The following is a 12,230-nucleotide window of genomic DNA, read 5'->3' as shown; positions in this document are numbered from 1 at the left end:
TAGTAAAGTTCTGAAAGTGTCTAGTTAGCATTAGGGATTGTCTAATATCGCATGGGTGCTGTCTAGTATATAAGGAGGTTGTCTATAAAAAAAGAGAGCTTCCACTGGATTGGCTCTCTTCCTGCTGGGTGGGTTAATTCGATCCTGTCTTACAGTAAGCATGTTTGTAATACTTCATGAATCCTGTGAACATAAGAATCGAACCAATGACATTAAAAGCTACACGGAACCAGTGGACGATCAAAAATTCTCTGGCTGTTTGTTTTAAAAACTCAGCAGAATGCACTGCAGAACCTTCGATGAACATAATTTCATTACGCGGCCATTCAAATATCATAGAAGCGGCCCCTTCAAGGACGATCATACTCATGCTCAACAAAATCCAATAACGGGCGGGTTTAACTTTCCACGCTAAAATCGCTGCCAATATTCCGGTTGCTATACTAGCCATTCCTAATGGCGGAAAGTAGGTGTGGGGACTTGCTACTGCCATAAATTTCATACTTGTTGCAAACGATTCCGGGATATTATGAAAAATATTCGGATACACCATGAACGTATCCAGTAAAATACTTCCTAACATAATCCATTGCACCCATAAATGAGATACTACCGACGACAACGTAATTTTTTGAAACATAACGATGACCCCTTTATTGTTTATGATTGACTTAGGCTCTTTCTGTTTTAAAACCTGATCTAATCATAAATAATGAAGCTTAATTAGCTATTAGCAATTTATTAATTAATTCTTAAAACGACAGACTAGTTGAACTAAATTGTACCTATTTGCCAAATGAAAAAGACGAAGCGTTTGATCAGCTTCGCCTTATGGTTCAAGGGGGTTCAGGAGGTCTTTTTATTAAAACGATAACCTACACCCCAAACGGTTTCTAATAATTCAGGGTTAGAAGGATCCTGTTCTATTTTTTCTCTTATTTTGCGGATATGAACGGTTACAGTGGAGATATCTCCGAAAGAATCTATCCCCCAAATCCGTTCAAATAACTCTTCTTTCGTAAACACACGATCGGGGTTAGAGGCTAAAAGAACCAGCAAGTCAAATTCTTTGGCGCGCATTTCTTTTTCTTTACCAGCAATAAATATTCTCCGTGACTGGAGATCAATCGTTAAACCATTGGTGCGTATTTCCGAAGGTTCGCTCGTACGATTGACGAGACGGTCGTATCTTGAAATGTGGGCTTTTACCCGGGCTACCAGTTCGTTAGGATTAAACGGCTTCTGGATATAATCATCTGCACCACGATTAAACCCACGAATTTTATCGATGTCTTCTTTTCTGGCTGTTACCATTAAGATCGGGATATCAAGGCTGTCACGCAATTGCCTGCATAGCTCAAAACCATCAACTCCCGGGAGCATTAAATCCAGTAAAATCAGGTCGTAGGATTTATGCTGAGCTTGTTCCCTGCCGGATTCACCACTCGTTGCGATGTCGCACTCGAAACCATTCACCTCCAGGTAATCCTTCTCCAGTTCTGCAATCGTCCGTTCATCCTCGATGATTAGGATTCTTTTCATTTTGACACCTTCTTTAACGTGAAATAAATACTTGTTCCCTGTCCGGTTTCACTTTCGGCCCAGGCTTTGCCACCGTGCTGGTCAATGATCTTTTTGACGATGGCCAATCCAAGGCCGCTTCCTCCTGTAGACGAGTTTCTTGATGTATCTGTCCGATAAAAACTTTCAAACAAGTAGGGGAGGTGTTCTGGAGCGATTCCGCTGCCGTTATCCTGTATTCGGACTACGATCTCATCTTCCTTATTATCCAGATGAACGTGTATTTCCTTTTGAGGTTTATCGATATATTTTAAGCTGTTTTGGATAATATTTTTTACGACTCTTCTTAATTGCTCCCGGTCTGCTTCCACGAGGTAGGAGGTATCAGGGCTGGCATGGAGAGCAGCCGATCCTTCTGCTTCTTCTAAATCAAAGGTGATTTCCTCGATAAAATCATGAAAAAAAGCATACAAATCTATTTTTTCAAAATCAAATGGAACCTGGCTGACGTCAAGCTTCGAATAGAGAAATAAATCGTGGATGAGAGCATCCATATCATCCGCTTTTTTATAAATGATATCCAAATAGCGTTCTAATTTTTCCGGAGTGTTGGCGATGCCGTCCTGTATCCCATTTACATAGCCTTTGATCGACGTTAATGGGGTGGCTAAATCGTGGGAGATACTCGCGATTAACTCCTGCCGGTTCTGTTCATAATTCCTGCGAGCGACCTCTGCTTCTTTTAAGCTGATACGCATGGCCTCAAACGTTTCGGAAAGTTCACCCAACTCATCGTTCCGTTTAGACTTGACACTATGATTTAAATCTCCTTCCCGAATTCTTTTGGCTGCTAGCGATAAGTTATTTAGCGGCGATAAAATGCTCCGTGCCACATAATAAGTTAACAGGCCATTGATTACGGCTAAAATAATGATCATTCCTGCCATACGAAGGCCGATAAATAGCTCCAGGTCTGAACCACGTGGAGTTCCATTGAAGGCTACAAAAAATAGGTATCCCAAAATCATCTCTAAAATTAAAAAGCCGACAATCGGCAGGACGATCATAGCTATATTGGATAACATCAACCGTTTTTTGATGGACATTGAAATCACCTGCTTCCGTTTATGTTAATGGCCAGAAGAAATTTTGTCAGTGTTTTTAAAGGTCAATCTAAAACTTGTCTTAAGAATAGCAATAGATACCAAAAATAACAAAATCCCGAATAATGGATGCAATGCCCCAACCCATGGGAAAAGGGATGAAACATTTGCTGTTACATACATGAGGAAGACCAGTCCAAAAATTGCAGCGAGCTGCAAGGATACTTTTCTTGGAAACTTGGAGATTAAAGCGGTGAGCAGCATAATAATCGGGAGGTTAAATCCAAATAAATGAACAAATAACATGTGATCCTTCCAATATTCGTAGTTAACAAACGCCGCCATTCCCGCCAATATGAACTGCACGGTGAAACATAAGAGCAACAGTGCAGCTAACCCTATGAATATAATTCTTCCAATTTTCTTCATATCATACATCCTTTCTTAATCAAGCGTCGGGTTTTATTTTAGCTCTCATGAATGAACTCCTCCTTAATTATTTCTTAACTAATTCTTAAATAGGGGAACTTAATATCATGCAGGAGGATATAAATGGAATTCACCTTCAGGGGTTGTAAAACGCTTTCACACCATCTATACTATTACTAAATCGGTTTACTAAATCGGTTTAGTTAAATTGATTCGTATTTTATAGGCTTGGAGAGATTGCAAATGAAATCGGTCACTATTGGAGATGTGGCTTCCCATGCGAACGTTTCAAAAAGTACTGTTTCTCAGTATTTGAACAAACGTTATGACTATATGGGGGAGAAAACAAAAGAAAGAATTGAAAAGGCTATCAGAGAACTAGGTTACCATCCAAATATTGTCGCCAGGAGTTTAAAGCAAAAGTCCACCAAAACAATTGGGGTAATTGTTGCTAACATCCTGCATAACTTTTCTACGGAAGTCAGCCGTGCCATAGAAGACGAATGCAATGAACAGGGGTTTCATCTTATCGTGTGTAATGCAGACGATGAACCGGAAAAAGAAAAGAATTATATTGAAATGCTTCGAGCGAAACAAGTGGACGGAATCATCATTTTTCCGACTGGGGGAAATAAAGAACTCTACCGAAAGATGCTTGACGAAAAATACCCAGTAATATTTGTGGACAGATCCGTTGAAGATGTACCCATTACATCGATTACTTTGGACAACCGTAAGGCGGCCGGACTGGCTGTGCAACATTTCATTAATCGTGGTTACAAAAGGATAGGGATTATTACGTCCTCGATTATCCGGGATATAACCCCCAGGGTGGAGAGAATTGAAGGATACCGTAATACTTTACAAGATAACGGATTGCAAGTTGAAGAAGATTACGTAAAAAGCTTGGAAATAGAGCATATTCAGAACGGACTGGAGGAAATGCTTTCTCTGGCAGAGCCACCGGATGCGATTTTAGCTGGAAACGACTTGGCACTAATTGAAATTTTAAAGTATGTAAAAGAAAAACAACTCGAAATTCCGGCTGCTTTGGCAGTTATCGGAATCGATGATGTGTCATTTGCAAGTTTCTATACCCCGACGCTAACTACCGTGGCACAGCCTACCTTTGAAATGGGGAAGAAAGCGGCTGACATCTTATTAGCAAATATTCTAGATAAAAAAGCAGAAGGATCGCTATCCGAATATTGTTTCGAACCAAAATTAATTGTAAGGGACTCAGTTGGATATGGGTCTGATGCCAAAGGAAGGGATACCGTATGAGAGATGTCGTGACAATCGGCGATGCAATGATTACCTTTGATCCATCGCAAAAAGGGCCGATGAGATATGCCGATTCATTCAAAAGAAAAATTGGCGGGGCAGAAATGAATTTTGCCATTGGGTGTGCCCGGCTTGGTTTAGCTACTGGCTGGATCAGCCGACTCGGAAATGACGAGTTCGGAAGATACATTTACAACTTCGTTCGAGGCGAAGGAGTAGACGTTTCATCGGTGAAACTGGAGGATGGCTATCCCACCTCTTTGAATTTTAAAGAAATCAGAGAAGACGGCAGTGGGCGTACATTCTATTATAGAGAAAATTCACCTACGACCACGCTGACGATTGAGTCATTGGACGAACATGTGATCAAGACGTCGAAAGTACTCCATGTAACAGGCGTCTTCCCTGCCATCGATAAGGAAAAGAATGTGGAATTAATTGAACATATGCTTAAACTGGCTAAGGCAAACGATGTCCTGGTTTCCCTGGATCCGAATATCCGGCTGAAGCTATGGAGCCGGGAGGAGGCAAAAGAAGCGCTGACTCGTTTCCTGCCTTATGTCGATATATTGCTAACTGGGGAAGACGAAGCAGAACTTCTTTTTGATACGTATCTCCCAGAAGAAGTGATTAAAGAATGTAGGAAGCATGAAATAACAGCATTGGCGATAAAACGTGGGGAAAACGGGGCGTTTGGCTATATGGACGGAGCCTCTTTGGAAGCTTCCGCTCTCCCACCTAAAAAGGTAGTGGATACCGTAGGCGCAGGAGATGGATTTGACGCCGGATTTATTTATGGTTACCTGCAAGGTTGGCCATTAGAAAAAATAATACGTTTTGCCAATACGATCGGTTCTATGGTCGTAAGTGTGGAAGGCGACAATGAAGGGCTTCCATTACTGGATGAGGTGCTTATGCAATTGGGAGAAAAAGAATTAGTAGAAAGATAGGTTAGGAGGGATGATGATGAACCTGCAGTTAGCGCTTGACCGGCTAACCCGGGAACAGTGCCTGGAGATTTTGGAGGAAACCAGTGACACCATCGACTGGATAGAGGTTGGTACTGGCGTCATTAAAGAATATGGAATGGCAATCGTAAGAGAAATCCGTAAGGCCTATCCAGACAAAACCATCGTGGCTGATATGAAAACATGTGATGCTGGAAAACATGAGGCAGAACAAGCTTTTCGTTCTGGAGCAGACATCACTACGGTAATGGCCTTTTCAGCTGATAAGACAATCACGGATATGTTGGAAGTTGCCGATCGGTATGGCGGGCGGGTGATGGTAGACCTTCTTGGCGTCCAGGATAGAAGTAAAGTTCTTCACTTGAAGGAGCTGGGAGTGGATCTTGTAAGCCTTCATTTTGGAAAGGATATGCAGCAGACAGGAAAAATGGGAGATGACGCATTCTCGCTTGTAGATGATATTTCCGGTATCGACTGTGCTGTTGCAGGAGGAATAAACGTCCAGTCACTTCCTATGGTAATAGAGTATCAGCCAGACACCATTATCGTCGGTTCGGCGATTACCAATCAGGAAAATAAGAAGGAAGCAGCACGACAAATCAAAGAGGTGATAGAAACCAATGCGAACAATCATTGATGAAGTCAGCAAAGAGATCACACAAGTACTTCAGCGTGTAGATGAACAACAGGCAGTGCAGTTGTCCGAGCAGATCCGGTCCAGTAAACGTATCTTTATCTCTGGGGAAGGACGCTCCGGACTAATGGGCAAAGCAATCGCGATGCGGTTAATGCATGGAGGGTTTGAAGTCTATGTTACCGGTGAAACAATTACGCCAAGTATCTTGGAAGGGGACTTGCTGATTGCCATTTCGGGCTCTGGATCAACTGGTGCCATTGTGCAATTTTCAAAAAAGGCACAAGAAGCTGGAGCAAAGGTATTCTTAGTTACTACCAATCCTGATGCAGAACTGACGAAAATAACGGATGGGGTACTGGTCATTCCGGCGGCAACGAAAAAAAGACGAGCGGAAGAACCAAAGACCATTCAGCCGCTCGGGAACCAATTTGACCAATCTGTCCACCTGCTTCTGGATGCCGTCATCATCCATGCACTGGACGATAGTTATGAGAAAATGACCGAACGTCATGCGAATATGGAATAAATGGAGGTGAAAAATTTGAGTGTTTTTGAACGGTTAAAACAAGCGCGTATCGTTGCAGTTATTCGAAATGCTGATGAGGAAAATATCATTCCCATTGCGGAAGCACTACATAAAGGGGGGGTCCATGCACTGGAAATTACAGCAGAAACTGAACATGCGGATAAGATTATCGAGAAAGTCACAGGAGCGTTCGGTGATAAGTTGATGATTGGGGCAGGAACAGTGCTTGATCCAGAAACGGCAAGAACTATGTTGCTTGCGGGTGCCACCTTCATCGTATCTCCTACACTTAATACCGAAACGATAAAGATAACGAAACGTTATGGGGCCCCAAGCATTCCGGGAGCTTTCACTCCGACGGAGGTTTTGACAGCCTATGAACACGGGGCAGACATGGTTAAAGTGTTTCCGGCAGGAACAGTGGGGGCAGGTTATATCAAAAGTATAAAAGGCCCGCTGCCACAAATCCCGTTGATGACAACCGGCGGAATTGATGGTGAGAACATGGAAGAATATTTTAATAATGGTGCGGAGGTAGTCGGAATTGGCAGTCAGCTGGTTAATCCTAAGCAGTTGAATAAAGATGAGGACTACGATGAACTTGCCAAACGTGCAGCATCGTATGTAAAGAAAGTGTCTGCTATGTCTGTTTTTAACTAAAATATGTAAGCGAATTCAATATCAGGGAGGATTTCAAAATGAAAAAACTGACAGGTTTGTTGTTTATGCTGCTAGCTGGTCTATTGACACTTGCGGGCTGCAGTGAGGAAGGAAACGGTGCAGAAGGAGAAGGAGATTCGATTAAGATAGTTGCTGCCCACAACCAGACGTCTCCAGAAAATCCTTACCAGGATGGACTCGTTGAATTCAAGGAAGTGGCAGAAGAGAAATCAGAGGGCAATATTGAGGTTGAAGTTCATGCGGGTACACTGGGGACTAGTGAGTCTGAATTAGTAGAAAAGCTCAAGCTAGGCGGGGCAGACGTGGTATTGGTGTCGCCAGGATTTATGAGTAAAGCCGGGATTGATGAAATCGACTTGTTTGCACTCCCGTATGTTTTTGACAGTTATGAGCATTGGGAAAGCGTGGTTGACGGTGAAGTAGGAGAACAAATGGCTGATATTATCAATGAAAAATCCAATAACGATTTTAAACTGCTTGGTTATTGGTCTGCAGGAGTACGTCATTACTATGGTAAAAAACCATTGGAATCCATGGAAGACATTAAAGGAATGAAATACCGTACGCAGACTTCCGGTGCGGTGGCTAACTACTGGAAGCAGACTGGTGCGGTACCGACTTCAGTAGCCTGGGGCGAACTATACCAGGGACTGCAGCAGAATGTCGTAGATGCAGCTGAAAACTCTTATCCTTATTTCGTACAGCAAAATCACCATAAAACAGAAAACGGGAAATATATCACAGAAACCGGACACGATTACACCACACGTTTCTTACTGGTAAACGGCAAGAAATTCGATACCTATTCCGATGAGCAGAAAGAAATCATTATGGAAGCGGCTGAAGCATCTGTAGAAACAGAAAGAAAGTCAGTACTGGAGCAAGAAGAAGAGTATAAGGAAAAAGCCATCGAGGATGGGGCGGAAGTGAATGAAATCGACCGTGAGCCATTCATTGAACTGGCTGAACCAATCCAGGAAAAAACCGCTAAGGAAATTGGCGCAGAAGAAATGCTTCAAAAAATCAGGGAGTTGAAATAACACCGAAAGAACCCTGTGGGTTAAAGGGCACCGAGGTGCCCTTTCCTTTTAACGTGTAAGAAGGAGGAAAACCATGTTCATCAAATGGCTGGAACGTATCCAATTGACACTCGGCATCCTATTTCTTTGTATCTTTTTCACAGCCATTCTCATCCAGGTTATTACCAGGTATATGGGAGTTTCGGTTGTCTGGACGGAAGAAGTGGCCAACTATTCGTTCATCTGGTCGGTATTTATGGGCGCTTCTGTCATGCTGAATCGTAGAGAACACTTCAAGTTTGATCTTGTCCTGAAGAAGTTACGTGGGAAAAAGCGCAATACTTTATTCATTATAAACGATCTTATTCTGCTTGCCTTCAGCTTTGCTATTTTCTTTTATGGCATCCAGGCTGTTCAGAGTTTCTGGAATTATAACTGGGTATCTTTATCACAAATGAAAATGGGATATGTATGGGTGTCTGTCCCAATCATGGGAGGTACCATGGTTATCTATACACTTAACCACATCATTCGTATCCTAAAGAATTTTAGTAGAGAGGAGGCAGTAGAATGATAGGTCCATTATTAGTAGGTTTATTTGTGATCCTGATGATCATTGGAATTCCGATTGCTTTTGTCATCGGCATAGTAGCAATGCTAGGTATTATGAATGTTCCTTATATCCCAGAAGTGACAGTCCCTGTAAAAATGTTAAATGGTTTGGACTCTTTCGTTCTAATTGCCGTGCCGTTATTCATATTAGCGGCTAACCTGATGAACAGCGGTCAAATCTCTCAAAAATTGATTGATTTTTCTCTATCTATCGTCGGGCATATCCGGGGAGGACTTGCCCATGCTAATATTCTCGTATCCATGCTATTCGCGGGAGTATCCGGCGCCTCCCAGGCTGACACAGCCGGGGTAGGTAAAATCCTGATACCGAATATGAAAAAACAGGGGTATGATAAAGAGAATGCGGTTGCGATTACAGCTGCCTCCTCGACAATCGGTGTGGTAATTCCTCCGAGCATTCCGATGATTATTTATGCCGGACTAACGAATGTTTCTGTCGGTGCTTTATTCATTGTGGGAATTATCCCGGGGGTCTTAATTGGACTTGGTATGATGACTTTGATATATATGCTGGCCTTAAAAAAAGGCTATCCTACCTATCAACGGGCATCCTTAAAGAATTTTACCAAGCAATTGATTGATACGATTCCGGCTATGATGACCCCGGTCATTCTAATAGGAGGAATCATCACAGGTATTTTTACAGCAACTGAAGCAGCCGCGTTCGCTTCTTTATACACAGTGTTGATTGGCATGTTTGTATATAAAACATTGAAAATTAAGGACTTCCCACGGATTCTTATTGATACGATCACGCTAAGCTCGCTATCCCTATTTGCATTAGCTGCAGCCAATGCATTAGGCGAATTGATGAGTTATTATCAATTATCTGCATGGGCGAACCAATTTTTCACAGAAAATATCGATAGCAAATGGGTTTTCTTATTAATTATTATTGCTTTCTTTTTATTCATCGGTACGTTTATGGATGCTATCCCGGCTATGATCCTATTTGTCCCAGTCATCCTGCCAGTAGCTATCACGTTTGAGATCGATCCAATATTGCTCGGTATAATAACTGTCATAACGCTGGCTGTAGGGTTGGTGACACCTCCATATGGGTTGTGTCTGTTGCTCGCAGCTAAGATAGGCAAGCTTTCTATTGAGCGATCATTTGGAGCAGTATTGCCTTATATAGCCATCATATTGGTAGTATTGTTTGGAATAGCATTTTTCCCTGAAATAGCATTCTATTTACCAGAAAAAATCAGTCCTGATTTATTTTAGTTTCTATGAGCGGTTTTTCCTTAAGTGGAAAGCCGTTCTTTTTATTTATTTGAAACTTTCACCAAACCCAAGGCGTACATTAGGTAAATACATGAATAAAGGGTGATTCTTCTTGAAAATCAAAAGGAGTTTAATGGCAGTGGCAGCAGGGCTACTTCTTTTCACAGCAGCATGCACTCAGGCTGATCATTCTATGGAAGCATCTGCATTAAAACAGGAGGATATAACCAAGAAAAAGGACAGAATCGGGGCGGAGGAATTTGGTGAGGCATTTCTCGGTGGACAATATACGGAAATCTACGGGCAGACTAGTGAACAATTTCAGGAGCAGGTTTCCTATAACGAGTTTAAACAGTTAGCTGAGCAATTTAATCACAATGTATCTGGTTATGAACTGGAAGCAAGCTCCCCGGTTGCCAAACACCAGGAACGTTATGTTTGGCTGGATGACCAAGGAGAAAAAGGAATTCAGGTCGTTTATGATAAGCACAGCACCATCCAGGGACTGTTTTTGGCTCCCCTTCAATCCTTTCCGGAAACCGATGAAGTATATACGGCAAATACGTATACCATGCCGATCAAAGAGGAATGGATGGTTTTCTGGGGTGGGACTAATCAACTGCTGAACTATCATTATCCGACAGAAACTCAGCGGTATGCTTACGATCTTTTGATGACGAAAAACGGAAGTTCCTATCATGGAAATCCGGAAAAAAATAAACACTATTACGCTTTCGGGAAAGAAGTTGCTGCGCCGGCGGACGGGGTGGTTGTCAAAGCCATAGACGGTATAGAAGATAATGTGCCAGGGGAAATGAATTCCGGCTCTCCACTTGGCAACCATGTCGTGCTGGAGCACAAAAATGGCGAGTATAGTCTGCTTGCACACTTGAAGAAGAATTCAATCCTGGTCGAAGCTGGTGATGAAATGACGGAGGGAGACGTACTTGGTCTGACCGGAAACTCAGGTAACTCAAGTGAACCTCACATTCATTTTCAGGTCATGGATAACCTGGACTTTTTCGAGGCAAAGTCTATTCGTATCCAGTTCGAAAATAGGGAAGAACCGATCCAGGGAGATACGGTCACTCCTTAAACGTAGTTCCTTGTGACCCTGCAGAAATAGACAGGAATTGTCGGGCAGACCAGCATACAGGGTGATAATCTAATGGAGAAAGGGAGGTCGTAACAGTGGCAGCATTAGAAAAAATGAATGAAGCAATGAACTTTATCGAAGATCATCTCACCGAGGAAATCGATTTTCACCAGGTAGCATGTATTGCTTACGTGTCTGAATACCATTTCAAGCGAATGTTTTCATTTCTTGCAGGCATAACACTTTCGGAATACATCCGGCGCAGACGTCTTACGCTGGCAGCATTTGAGCTGCGGCACGGGGGTCAGAAAGTTATCGATATCGCTATGAAGTATGGCTATCATTCCCCTGATGCCTTTACACGGGCTTTTCAAAAAATGCATGGAATCACGCCATCAGAAGCGAGGGATAATGGCTATTCCCTGAAAGCCTACCCACGCATGACCTTCCAGTTATCCATTAAAGGAGGAAGTGAAATGAACTATCGTATCGAAGAAAAAGAGTCTTTTCGGATTGCAGGCATCAAAAAAAGAGCGCCAATTATCTTTGAAGGAGTCAATCCCCACATTGAAGGAATGTGGAAATCGTTGACCGAAGAAAAGGTAAGACAGCTCAAGGATCTATCTAATATCCAACCCAGCGGAATCATCCAGGCATCCGCCAACTTCTCGGAAGGGCGTATGGAGGAAAAAGGGGAGCTTGATCACTATATTGGAGTAGCGACCACAAAAGATGCGGACATTGATTTCACAACGTTAAAAGTACCTGCCTCAACGTGGGCTGTTTTTGAAGTCATTGGCCCCTTCCCGGATACCTTACAGGATGTATGGGGAAGAATTTATTCCGAATGGTTTCCATCTTCTAATTATCAACAGAAAAAAGGACCGGAGATTTTATGGAATGCAGATAAGGATTTCTCCTCACCTAACTTCAGAAGTGAGATTTGGATCCCCGTTGATAAAATTAAATAAAGATAAACAGGACTTCCGTCAGCGGGAGTCTTTTTTTTGACTAAAACGATAAAAGACTAAATGCAAAATTATGTTCTTATTCAGCAGTTTCCTGACTATATTTAATCAATAAAAATATATCACTAACTAATAAAT

General features: G+C 42.3%; 14 protein-coding genes. 10 read left to right on the top strand and 4 right to left on the bottom strand.

All coding sequences use genetic code 11. From position 1 onward, the window contains the following. Nucleotides 1-133: 133 nt before the first annotated feature. The 4 genes from ACGTNI_RS02155 to ACGTNI_RS02140 all read right to left on the bottom strand — a co-directional run bounded on the left by ACGTNI_RS02155 (nt 134) and on the right by ACGTNI_RS02140 (nt 3,053). A complete protein-coding gene (locus ACGTNI_RS02155; protein ID WP_394459692.1) occupies nt 134-640 on the bottom strand; it encodes a hypothetical protein in 507 nt (168 codons plus the stop codon). 206 nt (nt 641-846) lie between these two features. After that, nucleotides 847-1,542: a response regulator transcription factor gene (locus tag ACGTNI_RS02150; protein ID WP_394459690.1), complete on the bottom strand. Its 696-nt coding sequence runs from the start codon at nt 1,540-1,542 to the stop codon at nt 847-849. Next, nucleotides 1,539-2,627: a sensor histidine kinase gene (locus ACGTNI_RS02145; RefSeq protein ID WP_394459688.1), complete on the bottom strand. Its 1,089-nt coding sequence runs from the start codon at nt 2,625-2,627 to the stop codon at nt 1,539-1,541. Before ACGTNI_RS02145 ends, ACGTNI_RS02150 begins: the two co-directional genes overlap by 4 nt. Before the next feature lie 24 nt (nt 2,628-2,651). Next, nucleotides 2,652-3,053 carry a DUF6220 domain-containing protein gene (locus tag ACGTNI_RS02140; RefSeq protein WP_394459686.1) on the bottom strand — a complete coding sequence of 134 codons (402 nt, stop codon included), beginning with the start codon at nt 3,051-3,053 and terminating at the stop codon, nt 2,652-2,654. 243 nt (nt 3,054-3,296) lie between these two features. On the opposite strand from ACGTNI_RS02140, the gene ACGTNI_RS02135 reads away from it, so the two are divergent. The 10 genes from ACGTNI_RS02135 (at nt 3,297) to ACGTNI_RS02090 (ending at nt 12,095) form a co-directional block, all read left to right on the top strand. Then, the gene (locus tag ACGTNI_RS02135; RefSeq protein WP_394459684.1) at nt 3,297-4,337 is read left to right on the top strand and encodes a LacI family DNA-binding transcriptional regulator; all 1,041 of its coding nucleotides are present in this window, start codon (nt 3,297-3,299) and stop codon (nt 4,335-4,337) included. Then, on the top strand, nt 4,334-5,287 hold the full coding sequence (locus ACGTNI_RS02130; protein ID WP_085507030.1) for a sugar kinase: 954 nt from the start codon (nt 4,334-4,336) through the stop codon (nt 5,285-5,287). Before ACGTNI_RS02135 ends, ACGTNI_RS02130 begins: the two co-directional genes overlap by 4 nt. A 16-nt stretch (nt 5,288-5,303) precedes the next feature. Beyond that, the gene (gene hxlA / locus ACGTNI_RS02125) at nt 5,304-5,942 is read left to right on the top strand and encodes a 3-hexulose-6-phosphate synthase (RefSeq protein WP_085507031.1); all 639 of its coding nucleotides are present in this window, start codon (nt 5,304-5,306) and stop codon (nt 5,940-5,942) included. After that, nucleotides 5,926-6,468 carry a 6-phospho-3-hexuloisomerase gene (hxlB, locus tag ACGTNI_RS02120; protein ID WP_085507032.1) on the top strand — a complete coding sequence of 181 codons (543 nt, stop codon included), beginning with the start codon at nt 5,926-5,928 and terminating at the stop codon, nt 6,466-6,468. The genes hxlA and hxlB overlap by 17 nt, the downstream gene beginning before the upstream one ends. Before the next feature lie 15 nt (nt 6,469-6,483). Continuing rightward, nucleotides 6,484-7,128 (top strand): bifunctional 4-hydroxy-2-oxoglutarate aldolase/2-dehydro-3-deoxy-phosphogluconate aldolase, encoded by a 645-nt coding sequence (locus ACGTNI_RS02115; protein ID WP_394459681.1) that lies wholly within the window; start codon nt 6,484-6,486, stop codon nt 7,126-7,128. 38 nt (nt 7,129-7,166) lie between these two features. Then, the gene (locus ACGTNI_RS02110) at nt 7,167-8,189 is read left to right on the top strand and encodes a TRAP transporter substrate-binding protein (RefSeq protein WP_394459679.1); all 1,023 of its coding nucleotides are present in this window, start codon (nt 7,167-7,169) and stop codon (nt 8,187-8,189) included. A gap of 73 nt (nt 8,190-8,262) precedes the next feature. Further along, nucleotides 8,263-8,742, top strand: a complete 480-nt coding sequence (locus ACGTNI_RS02105; RefSeq protein ID WP_085507035.1) for a TRAP transporter small permease — start codon at nt 8,263-8,265, stop codon at nt 8,740-8,742. Then, nucleotides 8,739-10,028, top strand: a complete 1,290-nt coding sequence (locus ACGTNI_RS02100) for a TRAP transporter large permease (RefSeq protein WP_394459677.1) — start codon at nt 8,739-8,741, stop codon at nt 10,026-10,028. Before ACGTNI_RS02105 ends, ACGTNI_RS02100 begins: the two co-directional genes overlap by 4 nt. Before the next feature lie 139 nt (nt 10,029-10,167). Beyond that, entirely contained in the window at nt 10,168-11,124 is a 957-nt protein-coding gene (locus tag ACGTNI_RS02095; RefSeq protein ID WP_394459675.1) for a M23 family metallopeptidase, read from the top strand. Nucleotides 11,125-11,237: 113 nt separating this feature from the next. After that, a complete protein-coding gene (locus ACGTNI_RS02090) occupies nt 11,238-12,095 on the top strand; it encodes an AraC family transcriptional regulator (protein WP_394459848.1) in 858 nt (285 codons plus the stop codon). The last annotated feature ends 135 nt before the right edge of the window (nt 12,096-12,230 follow it).

The sequence above is a fragment of the Thalassobacillus sp. B23F22_16 genome (assembly GCF_043496955.1).
GTDB classification, from domain to species: Bacteria; Bacillota; Bacilli; order Bacillales; family Halobacillaceae; genus Thalassobacillus; species Thalassobacillus devorans_A.
Note: the sequence above shows the minus strand (reverse complement) of the source record. Positions and strands in the feature narration are given on the sequence as shown.